Annotated in this window: 22 protein-coding genes; 5 read left to right on the forward strand and 17 right to left on the reverse strand. The window is 59.9% G+C overall.

Features of this window, described 5'->3' with window-relative positions:
* Positions 1–4 precede the first annotated feature (4 nt).
* From I6I71_RS10365 to pgsA, 4 genes are all read right to left on the reverse strand, one after another.
* A complete protein-coding gene (locus I6I71_RS10365; RefSeq protein WP_052203916.1) occupies positions 5–826 on the reverse strand; it encodes a PspA/IM30 family protein in 822 nt (273 codons plus the stop codon).
* A gap of 107 nt (positions 827–933) precedes the next feature.
* Positions 934–1,287, reverse strand: a complete 354-nt coding sequence (locus tag I6I71_RS10370) for a helix-turn-helix domain-containing protein (protein ID WP_201820845.1) — start codon at positions 1,285–1,287, stop codon at positions 934–936.
* A gap of 8 nt (positions 1,288–1,295) precedes the next feature.
* Entirely contained in the window at positions 1,296–1,862 is a 567-nt protein-coding gene (locus I6I71_RS10375) for a CinA family protein (protein ID WP_236587310.1), read from the reverse strand.
* Entirely contained in the window at positions 1,840–2,394 is a 555-nt protein-coding gene (gene pgsA / locus I6I71_RS10380) for a CDP-diacylglycerol--glycerol-3-phosphate 3-phosphatidyltransferase (protein WP_414017437.1), read from the reverse strand. The genes I6I71_RS10375 and pgsA overlap by 23 nt, the downstream gene beginning before the upstream one ends.
* A 15-nt stretch (positions 2,395–2,409) precedes the next feature.
* Between pgsA and I6I71_RS10385 the strand changes: the two genes are divergently transcribed.
* Complete coding sequence (locus tag I6I71_RS10385; protein ID WP_201820847.1) at positions 2,410–2,697, forward strand: YciI family protein; 288 nt, start codon at positions 2,410–2,412, stop codon at positions 2,695–2,697.
* Here I6I71_RS10385 and I6I71_RS10390 read toward each other — a convergent pair.
* The 9 genes from I6I71_RS10390 to dapB form a co-directional block, all read right to left on the reverse strand.
* Positions 2,694–3,866: a TerC family protein gene (locus I6I71_RS10390; protein ID WP_201820849.1), complete on the reverse strand. Its 1,173-nt coding sequence runs from the start codon at positions 3,864–3,866 to the stop codon at positions 2,694–2,696. The two genes, I6I71_RS10385 and I6I71_RS10390, sit on opposite strands and share 4 nt — an antisense overlap.
* A 205-nt stretch (positions 3,867–4,071) precedes the next feature.
* Positions 4,072–4,686 carry a DJ-1/PfpI family protein gene (locus I6I71_RS10395; RefSeq protein ID WP_201820851.1) on the reverse strand — a complete coding sequence of 205 codons (615 nt, stop codon included), beginning with the start codon at positions 4,684–4,686 and terminating at the stop codon, positions 4,072–4,074.
* On the reverse strand, positions 4,687–7,794 hold the full coding sequence (locus I6I71_RS10400) for an FtsK/SpoIIIE family DNA translocase (protein ID WP_201820858.1): 3,108 nt from the start codon (positions 7,792–7,794) through the stop codon (positions 4,687–4,689). It abuts the gene before it with no gap.
* A gap of 59 nt (positions 7,795–7,853) precedes the next feature.
* Positions 7,854–8,480, reverse strand: a complete 627-nt coding sequence (locus tag I6I71_RS10405; protein WP_201820861.1) for a TIGR03085 family metal-binding protein — start codon at positions 8,478–8,480, stop codon at positions 7,854–7,856.
* Between the two features lie 31 nt (positions 8,481–8,511).
* A complete protein-coding gene (locus I6I71_RS10410) occupies positions 8,512–8,985 on the reverse strand; it encodes a hypothetical protein (protein WP_201820863.1) in 474 nt (157 codons plus the stop codon).
* A 369-nt stretch (positions 8,986–9,354) separates the two neighbouring features.
* Entirely contained in the window at positions 9,355–11,406 is a 2,052-nt protein-coding gene (locus tag I6I71_RS10415; RefSeq protein ID WP_330910978.1) for a ribonuclease J, read from the reverse strand.
* A 2-nt stretch (positions 11,407–11,408) separates the two neighbouring features.
* Positions 11,409–12,317 (reverse strand): 4-hydroxy-tetrahydrodipicolinate synthase, encoded by a 909-nt coding sequence (gene dapA / locus I6I71_RS10420; protein WP_201820865.1) that lies wholly within the window; start codon positions 12,315–12,317, stop codon positions 11,409–11,411.
* 86 nt (positions 12,318–12,403) lie between these two features.
* Positions 12,404–13,153 (reverse strand): FAD-dependent thymidylate synthase, encoded by a 750-nt coding sequence (gene thyX, locus I6I71_RS10425; protein ID WP_052203894.1) that lies wholly within the window; start codon positions 13,151–13,153, stop codon positions 12,404–12,406.
* A 3-nt stretch (positions 13,154–13,156) separates the two neighbouring features.
* Positions 13,157–13,903, reverse strand: coding sequence for a 4-hydroxy-tetrahydrodipicolinate reductase (dapB, locus tag I6I71_RS10430; RefSeq protein ID WP_070495880.1), 747 nt, complete (start codon positions 13,901–13,903; stop codon positions 13,157–13,159).
* A 53-nt stretch (positions 13,904–13,956) separates the two neighbouring features.
* Here dapB and I6I71_RS10435 point away from each other — a divergent pair, with 53 nt between their 5' ends.
* The 3 genes from I6I71_RS10435 to I6I71_RS10445 all read left to right on the forward strand — a co-directional run bounded on the left by I6I71_RS10435 (position 13,957) and on the right by I6I71_RS10445 (position 17,285).
* Complete coding sequence (locus tag I6I71_RS10435) at positions 13,957–14,571, forward strand: AMIN-like domain-containing (lipo)protein (protein ID WP_201820867.1); 615 nt, start codon at positions 13,957–13,959, stop codon at positions 14,569–14,571.
* A 40-nt stretch (positions 14,572–14,611) separates the two neighbouring features.
* Positions 14,612–15,589, forward strand: coding sequence for an oxygenase MpaB family protein (locus I6I71_RS10440; RefSeq protein WP_201820869.1), 978 nt, complete (start codon positions 14,612–14,614; stop codon positions 15,587–15,589).
* A 112-nt stretch (positions 15,590–15,701) separates the two neighbouring features.
* The gene (locus tag I6I71_RS10445) at positions 15,702–17,285 is read left to right on the forward strand and encodes a succinic semialdehyde dehydrogenase (protein ID WP_201820871.1); all 1,584 of its coding nucleotides are present in this window, start codon (positions 15,702–15,704) and stop codon (positions 17,283–17,285) included.
* On the opposite strand, the gene I6I71_RS10450 is transcribed toward I6I71_RS10445, so the two are convergent.
* From I6I71_RS10450 to I6I71_RS10465, 4 genes are all read right to left on the reverse strand, one after another.
* A complete protein-coding gene (locus I6I71_RS10450; protein ID WP_201820873.1) occupies positions 17,282–19,558 on the reverse strand; it encodes a polyribonucleotide nucleotidyltransferase in 2,277 nt (758 codons plus the stop codon). The genes I6I71_RS10445 and I6I71_RS10450 overlap by 4 nt on opposite strands.
* A 187-nt stretch (positions 19,559–19,745) precedes the next feature.
* Positions 19,746–20,015, reverse strand: coding sequence for a 30S ribosomal protein S15 (rpsO, locus tag I6I71_RS10455; protein WP_052203884.1), 270 nt, complete (start codon positions 20,013–20,015; stop codon positions 19,746–19,748).
* A gap of 102 nt (positions 20,016–20,117) precedes the next feature.
* A complete protein-coding gene (locus I6I71_RS10460) occupies positions 20,118–21,080 on the reverse strand; it encodes a nucleoside hydrolase (RefSeq protein WP_201820875.1) in 963 nt (320 codons plus the stop codon).
* A gap of 11 nt (positions 21,081–21,091) precedes the next feature.
* Positions 21,092–22,063: a bifunctional riboflavin kinase/FAD synthetase gene (locus tag I6I71_RS10465; RefSeq protein ID WP_236587312.1), complete on the reverse strand. Its 972-nt coding sequence runs from the start codon at positions 22,061–22,063 to the stop codon at positions 21,092–21,094.
* Between the two features lie 30 nt (positions 22,064–22,093).
* Here I6I71_RS10465 and truB point away from each other — a divergent pair, with 30 nt between their 5' ends.
* Positions 22,094–22,981, forward strand: a complete 888-nt coding sequence (gene truB, locus I6I71_RS12115) for a tRNA pseudouridine(55) synthase TruB (protein WP_236587313.1) — start codon at positions 22,094–22,096, stop codon at positions 22,979–22,981.
* Positions 22,982–23,003: the final 22 nt, after the last annotated feature.

Consider the following 23,003-nt stretch of genomic DNA (forward strand, 5'->3'; position numbering starts at 1 on the left):
AACGCTACTCGCCGCGCAGTTCGCGCATACGCTGCGCAACTGCGTCATCAGAAACCTCGGCGCCAGCGTTGTTGCCCTGCTCAATCGCCGGCTTCGCGCCAGAGGTCAGCTCACCAGCCATCTCGGCGCGGATCTGCTCCAGGCGGCCGTGGCCAGCCATCTGGATACCGGCCTGCTCAACCTCAGCCATGCGGCCCTGAATCGAGTTCTGGGCCAGCTCAGCCTGGCCAAGCGCGTTGGCGTAGCGGCGCTCAATCTTGTCACGCACCTGATCCAGGTTGGGGCCCGACGCAGTAATCGCGTTCATGGACTGCATGGTCTCGGAGACCTTCTCCTGCATCTTGGCCTGCTCAAGCTGGCTCAGCAGCTTGGTGCGCTCATTGACCTGCTGCTGCAGCTGTGCCGCGTTGCGCTCAACTGCCTGCTTCGCAGAAGCCGCCTGCTGCAGCGCCTGGTCGTGCAGCTGCTTGGTGTCCTCAACGCCCTGCTCCGCGGTGACCAGCTGTGCCGCAAACGCCTCAGCAGCGTTCTCGTACTCCTGTGCCTTCTGCGCGTTGCCCTCGCCGCGGGCCTTGTCGGCCAGCTGCAGTGCCTGGCGGGTATTCGCCTGCAGCTTCTCCACGTCCTCCAGGCGGCGGTTAAGCTGCATCTCCAGCTGACGCTGGTTGCCAATCACGGCAGCTGCCTGCTGGGACAGTGCCTGGTGCTGGCGCTGGGCCTCATTAATTGCCTGCTCAATCTGGACCTTCGGGTCAGCGTTTTCCTCGATCTTGCTGTCGAAAAGCGCCATCAGGTAGTTCCAGAACTTCTTGAACGGGTTCGCCATTGGTTACATAAACCTTTCGTGGAAAATTACATTTCTGCGTCCCCACTTTAGACGCGATGGGCGCGCCCCGCTTGCGCTACTCCCCCTGATAACCCACAGCGAAGGGCTTAAGCCTCTGCTGCCGCAGGAGTTGTCGTACGCAGTTCCTCCGCCAAAGACGGCAGGGAGAGGTTTGCCACAGCCTCAAGCAACACCTCAGACACCGTAGTATCCAGCGCCTGGCAAATGGAAGAAAGCACCTCAGAGGACACTTCCTTGCGGCCGCGCTCAAGCTCCGAGAGATATCCCGGGCTCACCAGCGCTTGGGTAGCTAGCTCACGAAGTGACACGCCCTTGTCCGCGCGAAATGCACGCAGCGACATCCCCAGTGCTTCACGCAGCAGGGGTTCCTTCACCGGCGCGGTTGGGATAAGGGGCGCGGTGGTTAACGGTTGGTCTAGAAGCAGAGTCGTTGTTGCCATCATGAGTTCTAACGGATCAGCCCTTCAGTTTGTTCCCCAAGTGCGTGCAACACCCCAATTAGCGCTGCGTCCACGGCTGAATTCCTAATGTCATTGCGGGTTCCTGCAATCACACGCTGCGGCTCAGCCGTATCTGGAACCAGCGCGAATCGGGTCTGGCTCGGCGGCAACAAATCCGCAGCCAAGCTGGATGCAGTCCAGTTCGGCCCTGCAAGGCCAATCCAGACCTCGCCCACCGGGTGGCCGTCTTGGAGGTCAGGGCCTGCCACGCCAGTCAGCGCAACCGCCCAGTCAGAACCACATGCTTGCCTGCAACCACGAGCCATCTCTCGTGCCACAGCCGCAGAGACCACACCTTCGCGTTCTACAACCTCGGCTTCTACCCCAGCGAGTGCAATCTTTAAGTCCGTGGCGTAGGTGATCAGTCCGCCGCGCAGCACGTCCGATGCTCCCGGGATGGCTGCAACACGGGCGCTAGCCAAACCAGCAGTCAGTGACTCACAAAAGGAGATGGTTTGGGAATGTTTCCGCAGTGCGTCTACAAGCAAAGGCTCAAGCATTGGCTTTCTCCGCATCAATCAAATACTGGATACCGGTCACCACCGTCACGGCAGCGGCAATAATCATCACCACGAGTGTAGGAATATCCATCCACGTTGGCAGCGGGCACAGGTAGAGCGCAATACCCACGGTTTGCAGGACGGTCTTGAGCTTGCCGCCTTTCGACGCCGGGACGACGCGACCACGCCGCAACATCCACATGCGCCAGAACGTAATGCCCAGCTCACGCACCACAATGACCACGGTGATCCACACGGGCAAGGTGGATGCGATGTTGAGCGTGACCATGGCGGTGATCATCAGCGCTTTATCTGCAATCGGGTCAGCGATCTTGCCAAAATCCGTGATCAGACCGCGGGCGCGGGCAATATCGCCATCCAGCTTGTCTGTAATCATCAGCGCGACGAACAGGCCGAAGGCCCACCACCAGCGCTGATCAAGCACCAACCAGGCAAACACCGGGATAAACAGGATGCGCAGGCTGGTCAACATGTTTGGCAGATTCCAATTGGACTGCTTGGCCGTAGCGTTACTCACGCCATCCACCCTAGACTGCCATTCATGAGATATTTCGCTTGCACCTATACCTACGGCCCTGACGTCCAGCTTGTGGACGAGACGAGGCCCCACCACCGCGAGTTCATCGCAGGCCTGCTTGAGGCCGGTCACATCGTCGGCTCCGGGCCGTACCTTGAGGGCGGACAGGCCCTGATCATCATTCAGCTGCCGGATACCGCAGGGATTGCGGAGGCCGAAGCGTTGATGAATCAGGACCCGTATGTAGCCGCTGGTGCGCTGGCAAACCGGGACATCCGCGAGTGGAACCCGGTCGCAAATATCTTCACCTAACTCTTCTTGCCGCGGGCGACATGCAAGTGATCGGTATCGCGTGAACCGGTCGCTGTGTGGTCGCCCTTTCCGGAGGTCGCCGGATCATCAATCCACGCAATGTGGTGGCCGAACTTGTCCACTTTGCGACGGTTACCGTGGTCATCAAAGTCAACGTGGTACTTCTTGTCGTCCGGTTGACGGCGCCCAGCCTTGAGATCTGCACGGTCCTTGATTACGGACGCAATTGCAGTCACTACGAGTACTCCGACAATCACGCCGAGGGAGGTGACCGTCCCGATTTCCGGCACGCCCAAGCCCTCTCCGCCGTTGATGAAGGACAGGTTGTTCTCGTGCAGTGCGTGCAGCAGCAGCTTCACACCGATGAAGCCGAGCACGACTGCCAGGCCGTATGGCAGGTAGACGAGTTTGTCCAGCAGACCGTTCAGCAGGAAGTAGAGCTGACGCAGCCCAAGCAGCGCAAACGCGTTGGCGGTAAACACCAGGAACGCTTCCTGGGTGATGCCGTAGATGGCCGGGATGGAATCGAATGCGAACATCACGTCGATAAATCCAATGGACAGCAGCGCGACGAACAGCGGGGTTACAGCCCGCTTGCCAGCCTGTGTGCGTGACACCAGTCGGTCACCGTGGTACGAGCTGGTCACCGGGATGACCTTGCGCAGGGTCTTGACCACAAACATGTCGTTCGGGTCCGGATCCTCCTGGTCGGTCGCTTCGTCATACACCAGCTTGATCGCGGTGTAGATGAGGAAGGCGGCGAAGATGTAGAACACATCCGACCAGGCCTCAATGATCACGGCGCCAAGCAGGATGAACAACAGACGGAAGATCAGCGCCATCACAATGCCGATCAGCAGCACCTTCTGCTGATACGCACGAGGGATCTTAAACGCGCCCATGATCAGCGCGAACACAAACAGGTTGTCCACGGACAGCGAAAGCTCCGTGATGTAACCAGTGAAGAACTGAATGCCGTGTTCTGCGTCCCACAGCCACCACACAATGCCACCAAAAATGCAGGCCATGGTCATGTAGAACGCCGCCCACCCACCGGACTCCTTCATGGAGGGCTCGTGCGGGGTGCGCACGTGGGAAACGAAATCAAAAATGAAAAAACCCAGGATCACTGCAGAAGTGATCAGCCAGATGGACAAAGGCACATGCATAAGCTTTCCTCCGGTCAGAAGTTACGTTGAAATGACCGGAGGTCTCCCCCACCTCAATGTTGCGGGGCGGCCCAGACCGGGGCGCGAGATGCGCTGCCGTGCTGACGATCCGGGCACTTACGGGGTACTCCCCTCCAAGCGCGTCTCACTCTACACCACATGTATTCGGAAGCGCGGTGACACTAGCCTGTGGAACCCAGGTGGCCTAAATGGCGAACGGGTCCTCATTCGGGTCAAGGTGTAGACGCAGCTCGATCGCGTCCGCCACCTCGCGTGCGACTGCCTCGCCGCATTCATCCGCAACGAATGCCGCCGCCATGTCTGTACCGGCCGAGACTCCTGAGGATGTCCACCGGTCGCGATCATGTACCCAACGCGCAGAGCGGCGCCAATCGATGTCCTGGCCGAAGCTCGTTGCCCACGCAAACGCGCGCTTGTTACTCGTCGCCGCATACCCTTCCAGAAGCCCGGCCGCGGCGAGTAATGCCGAGCCGGTACACACAGACATCACGACACTGGTGTCGCTCGCCAGAGATTTGAGAGCGTTGAGGAAGGACTCGTCGTGCGCAAGTTTGCGGGTGCCCCGACCTCCTGGAACGAACAGGACATCACTGCTTTGCGGCGCATAATCGCCACTTACTTCAAATCGAACACCCTGAGACGAGCCCACAGGTCGCCCATCCGGAGAGAGCAACGTGACTTCCCACCCGTCGACCTTGGAGAAGACTTCCAGCGGCCCCGCTACGTCTAGAAGCTCGAAGTCCTCAAACAGGACGAAGACAATGTGCTTGGACAAGCGCGGCTTCACTACCTGCTGCATCTAGAACGCGCCGCCGGTCGGGTTGTACGTCGCCTGCACGGTGCGGGTGTCATCATCCGTATCGGAGTCACCGCTTGCTTGCGCCTCATCCTGCTCCAGACCTGCTTCCTTCGGCGCTTCGGCAGGATCGGCTCCCTTGATCATCCAGATGATCGTCTCAAGCTCCTCAGGCTTGACCAGCACCTCGCGAGCCTTCGAGCCTTCGGAGGGGCCGACAACGCCACGCGATTCCATGAGGTCCATCAGGCGACCCGCCTTGGCAAAGCCGATGCGCAGCTTGCGCTGCAGCATGGAGGTCGACCCCAGCTGGGAGGTAACCACAAGCTCGACCGCTTCGAGGAGGTCGTCGAGGTCTTTACCAATGTCATCATCAATAACCTTGGCTTCGGCCTGCTTGTCCTCGGTCACACCTTCGACGTACTCGGGCTCATCCTGGGACTTCGCGGCGTCTACAACCGCCTGGATTTCCTCATCCGTCACAAACGCACCCTGCAAACGCTGCGGCTTGCCAGCGCCCTGCGGAATGAACAGGCCATCGCCCATACCGATGAGCTTTTCTGCACCCGCCTGGTCCAGAATGACTCGCGAGTCCGTCAGCGAGGAGGTAGCAAACGCCAGACGCGACGGCACGTTGGTCTTAATCAGACCGGTCACCACATCTACCGACGGACGCTGCGTTGCCAACACCAGGTGGATACCTGCCGCGCGGGCCTTCTGGGTGATGCGCACGATGGAGTCTTCGATCTCTTTCGGTGCCGTCATCATCAGATCCGCCAGCTCATCCACCACACACACGATGAACGGGTATGGGCGCATCTCACGCTCAGAGCCCGGAGGTGCCGTGATCTCGCCGCTGCGAACCTTGCGGTTGTAGTCCTTGATGTGGCGCACGCGCGCGGACTTCATGTCCATGTAGCGCTGCTCCATCTCCTCAACCAGCCACTGCAGTGCGGCTGCCGCCTTCTTCGGCTGCGTGATAATCGGCGTGATCAGGTGCGGGATGCCCTCATATGGCGTCAGCTCCACCATCTTCGGATCCACCAGAATCAGGCGCACTTCCTCCGGGGTCGCGCGGGTAAGCAGCGACACCAGCATAGAGTTCACAAACGCCGACTTACCGGAACCAGTAGAGCCCGCGACCAGCAGGTGTGGCATCTTCTGCACGCTGGCGGAAACGAAGTCGCCTTCGATGTCCTTACCAAGGCCGATGAGCATCGGGTCCGGGTCAGCGGCCACCTTCGGCGCGTCCAGCACGTCACGCAGGCGCACCATCTCACGGTCCTGGTTAGGCACCTCAATGCCCACAGCGGACTTGCCCGGGATCGGAGTCAGCAAACGCACATTGTCCGTAGCCACGGCATACGCCAGGTTGGACTGCAGGTTGGTGATCTTGGAAACCTTGACACCTGGGCCCAGCTCAACCTCGTAGCGGGTCACTGTCGGGCCACGGCTAAACCCGGTCACAGTCGCGTCAACGTTGAATTCTTCAAACACGTCCGTGATGGCCTCGATCATGCGGTCGTTGGCCTCAGTGCGCGTCTTCGGAGCATTGCCGGGAACCAGCAAGCTTGTCGACGGCAACGTGTAGTCCCCCGCCGCCACCTTCCGCGCCTCCTGCTGCGCAGGGTTCACCGGCGTTGTTGGTGCCTGTTGCTTTGCAACCTCAGACTTCGGCGTGCTTGCCGGCACCGCGGCAGCATCGACGCCGCTTCGCGCAATGATGGCCTGGCGCATCGCCTCACGCGAAGTCCCAACAGCATCGGGTGCGGGGACTGCCGGCTGCGGTTGTGTGACCGGCTCACGATCCAGCACGCGTGTCTCTTCGACAGCCGGCGCGGGCTTGGCCGCAGGCTTTCGTTCCGGCTCCGGGGAATCAGCTACGTCTTCAGCAAAGTCGTAGACCGTATCCCCGTCTGCCGGGTAGTTATCCATCGGCGTGCGGGCTTGTGCAGGAGCAGGTGTCGGCGCAGGTGTCGGTGCCGGCGTCGGTACCGGCGTCTGACGCACCCGTGGACGACGCGACGAGCGTGGGCGCTCCACCACCGTCGTCTCCTCAGGCTCACGTGGGCGGCGCTCGCGTCCCTCGGCTATGTCCTCAAGGTCTCGGTCAACGTGACTGTAGCGGTCATCGCTGTCAGCGTCTGCGTCTTCATCCTCGAAGAACTCTTCCTCGCCTTTCTCACGCACCCTGGCAAAGAGCCCAACAAGGTAGTCATAGGTCTGACGGGTAGTAATGCCGGTTGTCTTGAGTGCGCCGTACACAATGAGCAGCGCCAGCAGGGGTACCGCAACAAACGGAGTAAAGGCTACAGACAGGACACCGCCGACAAGTGTGCCAATAGCACCGCCGGCAATCTTGCGTGTCTCCCAATCCGCTGGAGTACCCGCAAATACGTGAATCATGCCCAGCATGCCCACAGCGATGATGCTGATTCCCAGTGCCACGCGGCCACGCACAGCGTTTGCCGTACGCACGTTGAGCATCAGCGCAATCGCAATACCTACCAGGACAATCGGCAGGATCAGCGCACCGGCACCAATAACCCAATGGCAGGCCTGAGCGATCACACTACCGACGGGTCCAGCAATGTCCATCCATACGGACGCACCAATAATTGCGGAAAGTCCGATAAGAACAAGGCCCCATGCATCGGCGTGAACATTGATATCTTCACTGTCACGTTCCCTCATGGGATCTTCCGATTCCTCCTGGACTTCAACCTTTGCGCGGGATTTTCTCCTACGCGGTACATCTTCTTGCTCAGCATCATCAAACGAGGAGTCAAACGGATCAAAGTCCGTTTCCTCTTCATCGCGCCGACGGCGACGCCCGCCGCCAAGACCAGCGCCGAGACCTGCGCCAAGACCTGCGACAGCGGATCCCACCCAACGGGTCGCAGACCCCAGCGTGCTGCCAACAACCTTGGTTGCAGAACCGACGCGCTCATTGGCAGTGTCCGCGGCGACCATAGATGAGGTCGGCGGATGTGTCATGGACGCGGGCGCACCATAATCACGGTCACGTGAGGCTGCGTATCGGCTGCTCGAATACCCTCTTGACGCGGGGTGCGAGCGCGGCGAACGTGGTGCCGGGTTTTTGACAGACATGGGTGTAACTCTAATACCTCAAGTCACACACGTCACAGTTGCCACACCGGCACGGTATTTTAAATCTGTCGCTTCAGCCCCTTGAGCGCCGATGTGTTGCCGCTAAAACTCACATCAACCGCATCGCGACCGCTCACCCACAACAGCAGTTCGCCTGGCGCTCCACTAACTCGGAGCACGTTGTCCCCACGCTCAGCCACCCCAGCCTTGCCACCGGCAGTAATAGGCGGCAGATCCTGCGGGGTAAGCACCACAGGTACTTCGCTGCCACGCAACGTCAACGCGGCAAAACGTTTCACGTAACGCATCAAATCAGCATTGACAGCCTTGCTGAATTCGCGCGGCTGAACTACTCCCCTACCCCGGCGCACGTCTTCATGGTGGATGAAATGCTCCGCACCATTCATCTTCGCGTCTACAGGCGCAAGCAGCGCCGGCGGTCCGGCCGCCCATTCACGCACAACATCCCCGTACGGCCGCGCCTTCTGCTTCTTCGTCTCGCGCTCCAGCAGCGGCTTGGCTGCCGGGATCAAAATCCCCGGTGCGGCCCATGGCTTGCGCTCACGGATCAACAAATGCACGGCCAAATCTTGGGTGGTCCATCCGTCGTTGAGGGTTGGGGCGTCCGGGCCAACGTCCAGAAGCAAAAGCCCAAGACGCTCACGCTCTCTTTGTGCGAAAGTCATGCCCCTTAGCCTAGCCGCACAGATGGAGCCGTTAGAACGGCAGCGAAGATCCGCTACCGCTAGACAGCTGCCTGCTCATATCGTTGTAGCCGCGGATAACTGGGGCGAACTGCACCACAGTTGGATCCACAGTCACCTGGATACCGCCCGTGCCCCAGCCGAGGTCAGTAGCTGGCTTGCCGTCAACGTAGCAGCCGCTAATGCCGCCCTTGGCGTTCATCAAACACATGATGGTGTCCTTGTCATAGTGACCAATCACGCGGATGCCCTGCACGCTTGGGTTGCGGAAGTTCGGATCGCCCGGACGAATCACGTCGTAGTTCCTCCAAGCCGACGCGTAGCCAGGCTCAAATGGAACCTCGGTTCCCGGTGGCAGCGGGCGACCACCCGTCCAATCCACATCCTCGTCCGCGTGTGCCGCGGGCGCAAACATCATCGTGGCTACAGTCGCAGCAGCCGCCAACATTCCGGCAGTCTTCTTTGCGGTTCTCTTTGCAGTCCTCATGCCCCAAAGTGTTGCACGCCCCGTCCAGGCGTGTCTACCCCCTTAGACACACGTCACCCGCGCGGGACAGTTCCCGCGACGTGCTCGGCTGCCCGGTCCGCCCCAGTCAACAGATATGCAGGTCTAAATATGCAGGAGTAATGGTCAGAGCACTTTTTCAATAAGGGGCCCGTTAATGAAAATTGGCCGTGACCTGCGAACCTGCATATCTTCCCCTGCATATTTGTTCCAAGGACTGCCTCCAGGCCCGGCTTCAACGACGCACCCCCGGCCCGCGTGAAGAAGTTGGGTTTGACCCCGAAAACGTATCTACCCCCTAGACCACAACATTGTGCGGCCCTAGGGGGTAGTACGTGCGATGGCTAACGGTTAGAGCGACTCGCGGGACGCTTCCACGTCCTCATCATCAATCGGGCCCAGATCAGCGGCCATTGGGACGATGGTCGGCAAAATCACCGGCTCACGCTTGTACTTCTGGGAAATGGCGCGGCCCACCTTGCGGCGCAGCTGCTGCACCATACGCATCGCATCATTTTCACCCTGGGCAGCCAAATCATCCATCACGGCCTCGACGGCTTCGATGAGCTTCTTGTTGAACTCACGGTCATCATCAGACCAGCCAGTGGTGGACACAGTCGGCGACTGCAGGAGGCGACCCGTACGGTCATCAATCACACACGTAATAGACAACGCACCACCGGCGGCCAGCGAAGTACGATCCGCCAGCACGTCCAGGTCCACATCACCCATGGTCTCGCCATCAACGTAGAGCTGACCCACCTGGTACTGGCCAACAACCTTGATCTTGCCCTTGGTCATATCCACAACCACGCCGTTTTGCGCAAGCGCGGTGTTCTCCGGGCGCACGCCCGTAGAGATAGCAAGCTCCTTGTTGGCGCGCATGTGGCGCCACTCGCCGTGCACCGGCATCGCGCACGTCGGACGTGCAGCGTTGTACAGCGCAAGCAGCTCTCCTGCATAACCGTGGCCAGAGGCGTGGACGTGAGCCTCCGCGTTGGTGATCACGTTGGCACCAATCTGGGCGAGGTTGTTGATCACGGCGAAGACTGCTTCCTCGTTGCCCGGGATGAGCGAGGAGGAGAAGATGATCGTGTCACCGTCACGAATCGTGATCTGGCGGTGCTCGCGACGTGACATACGGCTCAGCGCCGCCATCGGCTCACCCTGCGTACCAGTGGTGATCAGCACCGTCTTGTGCGGTGCCATCTTCGCGGCCTCTTCGATCGGGATGATCGTGCCCTTCGGAGCCTTAAGCAGGCTCATCTTCTCCGCAATCTCCATGTTGCGCATCATGGAACGACCGTTGAACGCCACCTTGCGGTTGTTCGCCACAGCAGCGTTAATGGCCATCTGGACACGCGCCACGTTGGAGGCGAAAGACGAGATCACCACCCGCTGGCGAGCCTGGCTGACCAGGCGGGTCAACGTCTCCTCAATGCCAGCCTCCGAGGAAGAAATGCCCGGGATGGTGGCGTTGGTGGAGTCACACATGAACAGGTCAATGCCCTCATCGCCGTAGCGGGACAGCGCCGGGACATCCGTTGGCTTGCCGTCGTACGGCGTTTGGTCCAGCTTCACGTCACCAGTCATGACAACGTGGCCAGCGCCAGTCTTGATAGACACACCCAGGCACTCCGGAATGGAGTGGTTCACATGCCAGAAACGCACGCGGAACGGACCGACGTTAATGTCAGAGTCCTTGTTTACCTCGTGCAGCTTCGGACGCTGGCGGTGCTCCTGCGTCTTCGCGGCGATCAGCGCGTTGGTGAAGCGGGATGCGTAAATCGGGATATCGTGACGCAGCTTCAACAGCCACGGAATCGCACCGATGTGGTCCTCGTGGCCGTGGGTGACAATCAGCGCCTCGACCTTATCCAGCTTGTTTTCAATCGGACCGAAGTCAGGCAGCACCAAGTCCACGCCCGGCTCACCGGAGTTCGGGAACAACACACCACAGTCCACAATGAGCAGGCGGCCGTTGTACTCGAAGACGGTCATGTTTCGACCAACCTCAGAAATACCACCAAGCGCGTAGATACGCAGCGTGTTGTTCGCCGGCTTCGGCGGTGCCGGCAGGCGCTTGGTCAGGTCAGCACCCTGCATGGACTTCATTGGGTTACGACGTTCACCGCGACCCTCGCCACCGTGATTGCCACCACGGCCGCGACCACGACGGCGGCGACCATTGCCGCCGCCCTGGTTGTTGCCATTGTTTCCACCACGGCCGCCGCCGTTGGCATTGCCCTTCGCACCGCCCTTGGTGTTGTTATCTACACCAAAATCGCCGCCCTCTTGGGCGGCTGGGTTTTCAGGTGCCTGGAATACGGGCTGCTGGTCTGCAGCCTCCGGCGGCCCGGCTTTGCGCGTAACTTTGCGTGCGCGGTTACGGGGTTCATTCATATTTAGAGGACTCCAACTTTCTCCATGTCATGTCGGAGCGCCGCAACCTGTGCCTCGGTCGCCGGTGCGACTGGCAGGCGGGGATCTCCGACCTCAATGCCCTGCAAACGCAAGGCTGCTTTCGCGAATGTGACACCACCCATTACAGCCTGATGGTGTGCTAGCACGTTAATGATGTTGGCGTTAATCTCCCTCGAACGGGCGAGGTCGCCAGCCTCAAAACTTGTGAGCAATTCCCGCAGAGCACGCGGCGCCGCGTGCCCCACCACGGAGATAAAGCCAGTCGCACCCATTGCCAACCACGGCAGGTTCAGCGGGTCATCGCCCGAGTACCAAGCAAGGTCAGTGTTTTGGATCAGTGCCGACGCCTCCGCGAAGTTACCCTTCGCGTCCTTGACTGCCTGAACGGTATCCAGCTCGGCGAGGCGTGCGATCACGCTTCCGTCAATAGGAATGCCAGAACGGCCCGGAATGTCATACAGGCAGATCGGCAGATCCGTCGCACCTGCAACTGCCGCGAAGTGGGCGTAGACGCCCTCCTGCGAAGGCTTGGAGTAATACGGGGTAACTACCAAAAGGCCGTCAGCACCAGCATCTGCAGATGCTTTCGCCAGCTCAATCGTGGTAGCAGTGCTGTTCGTACCCGCGCCAGCGATCAGCTTGGCACGGTCGCCTACTTCCTCCTTGACTGCCTGAAGTAAAGCGACCTTTTCTTCAGTGGTGGTGGTTGGGGATTCGCCGGTGGTGCCGGCAAGGACGAGTGCGTCCAGCCCATTGTCCACAAGGTGGGCAGCCAACCTACGCCCGGCCGCGAGATCAAGTTTGCCGTTTGCATCAAACGGAGTGACCATCGCGACACAGGCGGTGCCGAACGTCTCAGCGCCGCGGTTAGCTATCAATGATGTGCCCATGGGCAAATAGACTACCCTGTTTCACCCCCAAGTTTGCACAAGAGCACACCAATAGCGGACAAAACCCTCCGCAACCCGTAGGTAAATTACACGTAAGGACTGGTTGCCATACGCGTGCCATCAGCCAATTCACTAATCAGAAAATCACTAAACAGCACAGGCGAGGCCTCCCGCAACAGCTCTAAACACGCAATAGCCAGGGTGCGAATCTCCACGTCAGCATGCTCGGAGGCGCGTGCTGCGATAAATTCGCGCCACGCCCGGAAGTTACCGGTCACCACAAAACGGGTCTCAGTTGCGTTGGGCAGGATTGCGCGCGCAGCCTGGCGCGCCTTCTTGGCCCGAAGCAGTGCATTCGGTTCGCTCGCCAGGTTTTCCTCTAGGGCGTGCAGCAATTCGTCGTGAACAAAACGCGCCTCATCTACTGCGGCGAGGAACATGCGGTGCAGCGACTCATCTTCTGCAATCACATCCGGCACAATGACTTCCCCATCACCGGAATGGACGAAGCGCTGCGATAACTGCGAGAAGGACAAGTGCCTGTGGCGCAAAAGCTCATTGCCAGCGGCACGCGAAAGCCCACGGATGTAGACGGTTGCAGTTGCATGCTCTAACAGCGCGTCATGGCCAACATCAATGATGTGGCGAAGATACGCATCATTTGCGCGGGTGTGCGGGTTGGGCTTATCCCAGGTTTCATAGCAAGCCCTACCAGCGAACTCCACAATGGCTTCCGCGTCCGTGGCCTCTGCATCTACCTCCCAGTCCACGCCGGTAGGCATGTGAAACGTCGAGGCTGCAATGAGCTGCACATCAAGGGTTGATTCCACGGCCATTGATTACAGCCCCAGGTAGGTGTCTAGGCCGATAGTCAGGCCAGGGTGATCTGCCACCTGACGCACACCCGTGAGCACACCCGGCACAAAGGACTCTCGGCCGTAGGAATCCTGACGGATGGTCAGGGATTGATCGGTGGTGCCAAAAATCACTTCTTCGTGCGCCACCATGCCGGTCATGCGCACGGCATGAACCTGCACACCATCCACGCTTGCTCCGCGTGCGCCCTCAAGCGACTGTTCCGTAGCGTCCGGCATGGGGGCCATTCCTGCTTCACGACGCGCACGTGCAATCCCCTGTGCCGTCTTAATCGCAGTGCCACTCGGCGCATCAAGCTTGTTCGGGTGGTGGTACTCCACAACCTCAGCGGACTCAAAGAACGGCGCAGCCTGCTTAGCAAAGGCCATGGTCAACACTGCAGAGATGGCAAAGTTCGGCGCGATTAACACACCTACGCCGTCTGCCTCTGCGCACCACTTGCGCACCTGCTCATAGCGGGCCTCATCAAAACCGGTAGTACCCACCACGCAGTGAATGCCATTGGAAATGCAGAACTCCAAGTTGTCCATCACGGCATTCGGAGTTGTGAAATCCACAATTACTTCTGCCCCAGCGTCAATGAGCTGTTCAAGGCTATCCCCCTGGCCAATTTCGGCGACCAGCTCTAGATCTTCGGCCGCGTTGACACCTGCGACAACTGCCGAACCCACGCGACCTTTCGCACCAAGAACTCCAACTTTCACCGTCACGTTGCCTCCGCTTCTATATGGTTGGGGGTATGAACAGAGCGTCGATAAGCATAATGCTCCTCCTTCCGCTGGCGTTGAGCGCCTGCACACAGCCGGAAGCGCCGGAGCCGACCCCGCAGGCTGTGACGCAGGAAAGCGTCGCAACTTCGCAAGCCACAACGGCGCAACCGACCACTTCGGTTGAAACGAAGGAAGCAACTACGGTCCAGCCCGCGGATAACGCCCAGGCGCAGACACTGTTTGCGCAGGACCGCGTAATGCTGCCTTCCCAGGGCAACCCGGAACTTGTGATTCAGGATGTGCGCGCCGGCACCCACACCGATGTGGACCGAGTGGTGTTTGAATACTCCGGAACCGGCCTGCCAGGCGTGATCGCGGCCTACAACTCGGATCCTCGCCAGCAGGCCTCCGGTTTGCCGATGGAGGTTCCCGGCAACGCGTTTCTGGAAATCATGATCCAGGGCACCCCTATGGCAATGATGAGCCCGCGTGAAGACCTTCTTGCGGGTGGACCAGTTGGCGTTGGCGCAGGACACGTGGTGGACGTCGTCCACGGCGGTGTCTTTGAGGCCGATACGCAGTACATCATCGGCCTTGACCAGCAGCTGCCGTTCCACGTGTACGTGCTGGAAAACCCGACGCGTGTTGTAGTGGATTTTCAGCGTTAATTCACAACACACGATCACAAATGAGTGATACAGTTCACACATGGGAACTGATAGCAACAACACTCACTTAACTGAAACTGACAAGCGCGAGCTGAAGCGCGCACCACTCGGCCCCGATTCCCTGCTGTGGAAGTGGGGCGCCGACAACCGCATTCAGCTGCTGCGCGGCTACACCGGTGTGCTGCAGAATATGCACCCCGCCATTGGCCAGTCGCTGCTTGATCACTCGAAGTTTTTCGAGGAGCCGTTCTCCCGCCTGGAGCGCTCAACTCCGCAGATTATCTACTCGATTTATGACGACGGCACGCGCGCCAAGCAGGTCCGTGATTATCACCACGGCATTAAGGGCACGCTGCGTGACGGTACCCGTTACCACTCCCTGAACCCGGACGTGTACTGGTGGGCGCACGCCACCTTTGTGTGGCGCGTGATCTGGGCCCAGGAGCTCTTCGGCACCCCGTTTACTCGCGAGGAGAAAGAGCAGATCATCCAGGAGGGCGTGACCTGGTGGGACATGTACGGCATGTCCGAGCGCCCGGTGATTGACAACCTCGACGGCTACATCGAGTACTTCAAGAAGATGGAAGACACCGTCTTGGAACGCAACGAGACCGTGGACTTCGCACTGCGCACCGCACGCGTAGAGCCGGTGACCCCGCCGGATGGCGTTTCCCAAGCTGTGTGGAATGTGATCTGGAAGCCGATCATGCGCTCGATGATTTGGATGACCTACGGCACCTTGAACGACAAGCAGCGTGAGATCCTGGATCTGGAGTGGACCGCGAAGGACCAGAAGCGTTTTGACCGCATTGCGAAGTTTGTCCGCAAGGTCTTTGACAAGCTGCCGGAAGACAAGCGCTACATGGAGCCTGGTCGCAGCATGATGATCAAGAACGGCATGATCGAAGGCGAGTACAAGGAGCCGAAGCTTGCGGCACCGTACAGCCACGGCGAGGAATCCGCTGATAACGCTGACGGTAAGGCCAAGGACGCTCGTTCTGGCGGTTGCCCGGTCTAAACCATTCGCTGCCATCCCGCCCCGGCACCACTAACACGAACTCACTGTGACAGCGCTGCCTGGGGCGTTTTGCTCCCCAGCCCAAGATTCAACACTCGAGAGAAAAACACCAATGCTTCCAAAACGCCTCCAAGAACGCCCGCTGCCGGAAGAGTTTGCCCGCAAGCTCTTGGTCCACTCCACCAATGCCAAATCCGGTTCTTTGGCTACCGGTGAGCTGCATGAGGTCTACTCCCCCTACTTCAGCGCCCCGCTTGGGCATGTTGGTGTCGGCTCCATCGCAGACGTGGAGAAGGCATTCGAACTTGCCCGCCACGCCCAAAAGCAGTGGCAGGAACGCCCGATTGCTGCGCGTGCTCGCGTGATCAAGCGCTTCCATGACTTGGTGAAAAAGCACAGCGACCTTTTGGCGGATATCGTCCAGCTTGAGACCGGCAAGGACCGCACCGCGGCGTATGACGAAGTGTTGGACGTGATGAATAACGCCCGCTACTACGCCAACAACGCGGAGAAGTTCCTAGCTACCTCCAGCAAGGCTGGCGCATTTCCAGTGATCACCAGCACCACGCAGCAGCGCGTACCCAAGGGCATCGTTGGCCAGATCAGCCCGTGGAACTACCCCCTGGCCCTTGGCGTCTCCGATGCGATTGCGGCGTTGATCGCTGGTAACGGCATCGTAGCCAAGCCGGACTGGCAAACCCCATTTTCCAACCTGATCGCGCTGCACCTGCTGCTCAACGCCGGTTTGCCGCACAACCTATTCCAGATTGTCACCGGCTCAGGCACTGTTGTTGGCCAAGCCATCGCGCAGCGTTGTGATTACCTCATGTTCACCGGCTCCACAGCAACCGGAAAGCTCCTGGGCAAGGTTGTTGGCGAGAGGCTCGTGGGCTACTCCGCTGAGTTGGGCGGCAAGAATCCGATGATCATCTCACCCGATGCGGATGTAGCCAAGCACGCCGACACGATTGCCACCGCGTGCTTTTCCAACTCCGGCCAGCTGTGCGTGTCCATCGAGCGTATCTACGCACACACCGAGATTTACGACGAATTTCTGCGCGCATTCAAAGCCGCCACCGAAAAACTCACACTAGGCACGGGATTGAACTGGAACTACAGCATGGGCTCGCTCATCAACCAGGATCAGCTCGACCGCGTCACGGCTTTTGTGGAGGACGCGGTGGCGAAGGGCGCAACCGTGGTCACGGGCGGCAAAGCCCGACCGGACGTGGGACCGTATCACTTCGAGCCGACCATCCTGACCGATCTTGGGCCAGACACAGACCTGGAAACCGAGGAAGTATTTGGTCCTGTGGTCTACGTGCAACGCGTAGACAGCCTTGAAGAGGCCGTGGAATTGGCAAATGACACCAACTACGGGCTCAACGCCTCAGTATTTGGTGCCACAGAAACCGCCGAGCGCTTGGCGTGGCAGATTGAGTCCGGCAGCGTGACTATTAATGACGGCTACACGGCCACCTGGGCCTCCATCTCCACCCCACTAGGCGGTGTGAAGGAGTCCGGCATGGCCCGGCGCCACGGGCCAGAGGGCATGACCAAGTACACCGAGGTCAAAAACATCGCCCAGCAGCGCATCATGCCAATGCGTGGCCCGAAGCAGCTGCCGCGTAAGTACTACGGGCAGCTAATGACCACGGCACTTGACCTGGGCAAGAAACTGAAGTTCCTGCCCTAGTCCTCGACCGGCACCAGGGAGATCTTGCCGCGATTATCAATATCGCGGATCTCAACCTCAACCTTGTCGCCGACGTTGATGACGTCTTCCACATTCTCCACGCGGGTGTTGCCACCCAAGTTGGAGATGTGGATCAGGCCATCGGTACCCGGCAGGATGGAAACGAACGCACCGAACGCCACGGTCTTGACCACGGTGCCCAGGTAGCGCTCGCCCACCTTCGGCATCTGCGGGTTCGCAATGGCGTTGATCTTCTCAATCGCCGCGTCCGCTGCAGCACCCTGGGCGGCGGAGACGTAGATCGTGCCGTCGTCCTCAATCGTGATGTCCGCGCCGGTCTCCTCCGTAATGGAGTTGATGGTCTTGCCCTTCGGGCCAATGACCTCACCGATCTTGGACACCGGCACCTTCACGGTGGTGATCTTCGGTGCCAGCTCATTCATCTCATCCGGCTGGTCAATGACCTCAGCCATGGTGTCCAGGATGGTCTCACGTGCCTCGCGTGCCTGGTTCAGAGCACTTGCCAACACGTCAGACGGGATGCCGTCCAGCTTGGTGTCCAGCTGCAGCGCAGTAATGAACTCGCGGGTACCGGCAACCTTAAAGTCCATGTCACCGAACGCGTCCTCTGCGCCGAGGATATCGGTCAGTGCCACGTACTCGGTCTTGCCGCCCACCTCACCAGAGACAAGACCCATGGCAATACCAGCAACCGGAGCAGCCAGCGGCACACCAGCGTTGTACAGCGACAACGTGGAGGCGCACACAGAGCCCATGGAGGTCGAACCGTTGGAACCAAGCGCCTCAGAGACCTGGCGGATGGTGTACGGGAACTCCTCACGCGACGGGATCACCGGCAGCAGAGCGCGCTCTGCAAGCGCACCGTGGCCAATCTCGCGGCGCTTCGGGGAACCCACACGTCCGGTCTCACCAGTGGAGTACGGCGGGAAGTTGTAGTGGTGGATGTAGCGCTTGGAGGTCTCCGGGGTCAAAGAGTCAATGTGCTGCTCCATCTTCAGCATGTCCAGGGTGGTCACGCCAAGGATCTGGGTCTCGCCACGCTCAAACAGTGCAGAGCCGTGCGCACGCGGGATGAGCTCCACCTCTACCTCGAGGTCGCGGATGTCGGTGACCCCGCGGCCGTCGATACGGAAGCCCTCCGAGAGGATCTTGTCACGCACAATCTGCTTTTGCAGCGCGTTGTATGCGGCGCGGATCTCCTTGGAGGCGGCAGCCATCTCGTCTTTTTCGTCATCGTCGATGTCGAGCTTGTCAAAGAGGTACTCCTCGACCTCTTCCATGAACGCGTTGGATTCTTCCTCGCGCTCCTGCTTGCCCGCAATCGTCATGATCTTGGACAGACGCTTAGCGGCCTTCTTCTCCACTGCCTCAAACACCTTGTCCGAGTACGGCGGGAAGAGCGGGAACTCCTTGGCGTCCTTCGCCGCTTCCTTTGCCAGCGCGGTCTGCGCCTCGCACAGCGTCTTAATGTACGGCTTTGCAGCCTCCAGGCCCTGGGCCACGGTCTCCTCGGTCGGAGCCGGGAAGCCGTCCTTGACCAGCTTGACCACGTTAGCGCCAGCGCCGGCCTCCACCATCATGATGGCAACGTCCTGCTCGGTCCTGCGGCCACGCTTCTTTTCCACAATGCGGCCGGCAACAACCATCTCGAACAGCGCACGCTCGTGCTGTGCGTGGTTCGGGAATGCCACCCACTGGCCCTCCGGGTGCTTGTCATCAGCAATCAGCGCCATGCGCACACCACCAACCGCACCGGAGACCGGCAGGCCAGACAGCTGCGTTGCCGCAGAAGAACCGTTGATGGCTACAACGTCGTAGTACTCCTCCGGGTCCATGGACAGCACCGTGACCACAACCTGCACCTCGTTGCGCAGGCCCTTGACAAAGGTCGGGCGAAGCGGGCGGTCAATCAAGCGGCAGGCCAGGATCGCCTCAGTAGAGGGGCGTCCTTCACGACGGAAAAAGGAACCCGGAATCTTGCCTGCTGCGTACATACGCTCTTCCACGTCCACGGTCAGCGGGAAGAAATCAAAGCCCTCGCGCGGCTGGTTGGATGCGGTGACCGTGGTCAGCATCATCGTGTCATCATCCAGGTACGTGGTCACAGACCCGTCTGCCTGGCGTGCCAGCTGGCCGGTTTCAAAACGGATGGTGCGGGAACCGAAGTCACCGTTATCAATGGTGGCTACGGCCTCAGTGATGCCGTAGTCCTCATCCACAAAAACATCGAAGGAGTTTTTGGGCTTAAACATGCGAAGTAATCCTCTTTTCTGGCGATCATCGGTGCCGCCCTGGGGGTTTTCTTACAACAACAGGCCATCGTAGCAGGTCGCGCAGAAAAAGTAGAGGTCGCAGGTACAGGAAACGCAAAAGCCGGCACCCCGTAACGGGATACCGGTTGAAGCTATAAGGCCGAGATTTTTCAGGCCACGAGCCGAATTAGCGACGCAGGCCCAGGCGAGCGATGAGGTCACGGTAACGCTCAACGTTGTTCTCGCGCAGGTACTTCAGCAGGCCACGGCGGCGACCAACCAGAAGCAGCAGGCCACGACGGGAGTGGTGGTCGTGCTTGTGGAACTTCAGGTGCTCGGTCAGGTTGTTAATACGCTCGGTCAGCAGCGCAACCTGTGCCTCCGGGGAGCCAGTGTCGGTCTCGTGCAGGCCGTACTCCTTGAGGATGTCAGCCTTCTTCTCAGTGGACAGTGCCATGAGTGTTCTCCTTGGGTTTTTCAGTTCGCGCTCGAAATAAAGTCTGTTGTTGCGCCGTGACTGCCGCGAACCACAGTCAAATGACGCTAGACCGAAAAGAGACTACACCACCGGCGTGGACTGTGCCAAAACGGAAAGCCTGTTCATGAACTGCTCTAGGAAAGCGGCGGTGTCTACGCGCACGGCAACGGCGGCGTGCTTGTCTGGGTCGTTCAGCCGCGTCTCGTCTCCAATCGTGCGCCCACGGGTGGGCTCCTGGGTGTCAACCTTCATGTTGATACCCAGGGTGTCCACCAACCCGGGGTTGATCGCCACGGCAACCGCCAACGGGTCGTGCAGCCCGCAGCCGCCTAAGTGCGGCGAGGTCGTCTTGTAGGCGTTGATGTAGTAGTTCGTAATGTCTGCCAAGAAGTTGCCACCGACCGTGCCCAGCTTCGACCACTCGGCGGTTTCCTTGGTGGTCAGCAGCGTCTGCAAGGTGACGTCCAGGCCGATCATGGTGACGTTTCGCAGCTGACGAAACACCTTGTCCGCAGCCTCAGGGTCTTGGTAGATGTTGGCCTCGGACCAACCGTTGACATTGCCCGGCACGGTCAAAGCGCCACCCATCATGACAATATTGGCGTTTTCGCGGAACACGTTTGAGGCGTCAAGCGCCGCCGCAATAGTCGTGGACGGACCAGTTGGCACGATGACCAGCTCTTCACCAAAGCGCTCCACAGACTCCACAAGGAAGTCCACCGCGGAGAGCTGCTCTGCCTCACGCTGCGCATCCGGGATCTCCACCTCACCGATGCCGTTTTTGCCGTGGATAAACGCGGAGATCTCCTGGACCTCAAAAGACGATTGCGCCGAAGCGTGGCCCGGGCCTGCGAACACCGGCACGTCCGTGCGTCCAAACAGCTCCAGGATCGCAAGCGTGTTGCGCACCGAGTCCTCCACAAGCACATTGCCGTACGTGCAGGTCACGCCGATAAGTTCCGCCTCCGGGGAGGCCAGCGCATAGGCCAGCGCCAACGCATCATCAATGCCGGTGTCTAGGTCCAGGATCAGCTTCATCGTCATGAAGCCACATGTTACGCGCCTAAAATCTCCCGCACACGCGTTACGTCACGGCTCATGTTCTCCAAAAGCTCATCAACTGAATCGAACTTCACCATGTCACGCACCTTGGCCACAAACTCCACGCGCGCCAGTCGCTCGTACAAATCGGCCTCGCGGTCCAGTACGTAGGACTCCACGCTGCGCCGCTCATCACCAAACGTCGGATTCGTCCCCACCGAAATCGCCGCCGGGTACGCCACGCCGGGTTCCATGTCGCCTTCCAGCTCACCGTTGTCTATCACGGTGAACCAGCCGGCATACACCCCGTCACCAGGCAAGGCTGCTGATTCCGGTACGTACTGGTTCGCCGTCGGGTATCCCAGCTCGCGCCCGCCGCGGCCTGCGCCGCGCTCCACGGGCGCAACCACCGCGAAGTCGCGGCCCATGTATTCGCGCGCATCGGCAATCTTGCCTTGCGCTAGCTGATTGCGGATGGCGGTTGAGCAGATGTGCCCCTCATCGTCGCCAAGCAACTGCACCACTGTGACCGCAACCCCGCACTCGTCGCAAAGCTGCAGCATCGTCTGTGCAGTACCCGCCGCATCCGCACCGAAGGTGAAGTTCTCCCCCACCAACACGTGGCGCGCGTGCAAGGCACCAACGAGCACCTCCTCCACGTACGCCTGCGGGCTTAAGCCTGCGACCTCCTTACGGAAATCAATTACCAGCAGGTAATCCACGCCAAGACCGGCAATCTGCTCCGCACGCTGCGCAAACGGCATCAGCTGCGGCGGCGCGCTCTCGGGTGCGAAGATGGTGCGTGGGTGCGGGTCAAACGTCATCACGACACTGGGCACGCCCAGTTCACGGGCTTGCTGCACCGCCTGCGAAATCAACAGTTGGTGGCCGCGGTGCACACCATCGAACACGCCGATGGTGACCACGGTGCCGCCGGAGGACCTAAACTCCGCCGGAATGTCACTGAGGCCGCGCAAAACTTTCACTCGCAACACACTACGGCATACTTTGAAAGCATGACTGATCCCCTCGCAGCTTCCGGACTTGTCATTGTGGATAAGCCCGCCGGTCTCACTAGTCACGATGTGGTTGCTCGCCTGCGGCGCATCTTCCAAACCAGGAAGGTCGGCCACGCGGGCACGCTCGACCCCATGGCCACCGGCGTGCTGGTGGCCGGCATTGAACGTGGCACGAAGCTGCTCACCCACCTGGTTGGCGCGGACAAGGTCTACGAGACCACGATCCGCCTTGGCGCATCTACCACCACTGATGATGCGGAAGGCGAGATCATTGCCACCGCCGATACCAGCCACATCACCGATGAGCAGATTGCCCAGGGTATTGCCGCACTCACCGGCGACATCATGCAGAAACCATCTGCAGTTTCTGCCATCAAGATTGACGGCAAGCGCGCCCACGAGCGCGTTCGCGCAGGTGAAGAGGTGGACATCCCAGCGCGCCCGGTGACCGTACACAGTTTCACCCATACGGTTCGCCACGGTGAGCACCTGGATATTGATGCCCAGGTCCACTGCTCCTCCGGCACCTACATCCGCTCGCTCGCGCGCGACCTGGGTGCCTCCCTTGGGGTTGGAGGGCATTTGGTTGCTTTACGACGCTTAAACGTCGGCCCCTACCCCGCCACCCAAGCCAAAACGCTCGAAGAGCTTGAAGCGAATCCACAACTGACCTACTCCATGGATGAGGCGTTGAAGCTGGGCTGGCCCGTACTCGATGTCACCCAGGAGGAATACGACGCGCTCGCATTGGGCAAATGGCTTGCACCACGCGGCCTAGACGGCGTCCACGTGGCCGTCGGCCCAGATGGGCGCGCAGTGGCCTTGGTGCGCGAGAAAGGCAAGCGCCTGGCCACCACGTTTGTGGCACGTCCCGCAACACTGTAGCCGGGCCTTCACGGCCGCGGCT

It is taken from the genome of Corynebacterium riegelii (assembly GCF_016728505.1).
GTDB classification, from domain to species: Bacteria; Actinomycetota; Actinomycetes; order Mycobacteriales; family Mycobacteriaceae; genus Corynebacterium; species Corynebacterium riegelii.

Excerpts from the sequence above, each read along its gene's own strand:
- I6I71_RS10410 (WP_201820863.1), bottom strand. The coding sequence starts at position 8,985 with ATGAGGACTGCAAAGAGAACCGCAAAGAAGACTGCCGGAATGTTGGCG.
- thyX (WP_052203894.1), bottom strand. The coding sequence starts at position 13,153 with ATGGCCGTGGAATCAACCCTTGATGTGCAGCTCATTGCAGCCTCGACG.
- I6I71_RS10405 (WP_201820861.1), bottom strand. The coding sequence starts at position 8,480 with ATGACTTTCGCACAAAGAGAGCGTGAGCGTCTTGGGCTTTTGCTTCTG.
- I6I71_RS10445 (WP_201820871.1), top strand. The coding sequence starts at position 15,702 with ATGCTTCCAAAACGCCTCCAAGAACGCCCGCTGCCGGAAGAGTTTGCC.
- I6I71_RS10440 (WP_201820869.1), top strand. The coding sequence starts at position 14,612 with ATGGGAACTGATAGCAACAACACTCACTTAACTGAAACTGACAAGCGC.
- rpsO (WP_052203884.1), bottom strand. The coding sequence starts at position 20,015 with ATGGCACTGTCCACTGAGAAGAAGGCTGACATCCTCAAGGAGTACGGC.
- dapA (WP_201820865.1), bottom strand. The coding sequence starts at position 12,317 with ATGGGCACATCATTGATAGCTAACCGCGGCGCTGAGACGTTCGGCACC.
- I6I71_RS10375 (WP_236587310.1), bottom strand. The coding sequence starts at position 1,862 with ATGCGGAGAAAGCCAATGCTTGAGCCTTTGCTTGTAGACGCACTGCGG.
- I6I71_RS10435 (WP_201820867.1), top strand. The coding sequence starts at position 13,957 with ATGCTCCTCCTTCCGCTGGCGTTGAGCGCCTGCACACAGCCGGAAGCG.
- I6I71_RS10385 (WP_201820847.1), top strand. The coding sequence starts at position 2,410 with ATGAGATATTTCGCTTGCACCTATACCTACGGCCCTGACGTCCAGCTT.
- I6I71_RS10415 (WP_330910978.1), bottom strand. The coding sequence starts at position 11,406 with ATGAATGAACCCCGTAACCGCGCACGCAAAGTTACGCGCAAAGCCGGG.
- I6I71_RS10395 (WP_201820851.1), bottom strand. The coding sequence starts at position 4,686 with ATGCAGCAGGTAGTGAAGCCGCGCTTGTCCAAGCACATTGTCTTCGTC.
- I6I71_RS10365 (WP_052203916.1), bottom strand. The coding sequence starts at position 826 with ATGGCGAACCCGTTCAAGAAGTTCTGGAACTACCTGATGGCGCTTTTC.
- I6I71_RS10370 (WP_201820845.1), bottom strand. The coding sequence starts at position 1,287 with ATGGCAACAACGACTCTGCTTCTAGACCAACCGTTAACCACCGCGCCC.
- I6I71_RS10390 (WP_201820849.1), bottom strand. The coding sequence starts at position 3,866 with ATGCATGTGCCTTTGTCCATCTGGCTGATCACTTCTGCAGTGATCCTG.
- I6I71_RS10460 (WP_201820875.1), bottom strand. The coding sequence starts at position 21,080 with ATGACGATGAAGCTGATCCTGGACCTAGACACCGGCATTGATGATGCG.
- I6I71_RS10400 (WP_201820858.1), bottom strand. The coding sequence starts at position 7,794 with ATGTCTGTCAAAAACCCGGCACCACGTTCGCCGCGCTCGCACCCCGCG.
- truB (WP_236587313.1), top strand. The coding sequence starts at position 22,094 with ATGACTGATCCCCTCGCAGCTTCCGGACTTGTCATTGTGGATAAGCCC.
- I6I71_RS10450 (WP_201820873.1), bottom strand. The coding sequence starts at position 19,558 with ATGTTTAAGCCCAAAAACTCCTTCGATGTTTTTGTGGATGAGGACTAC.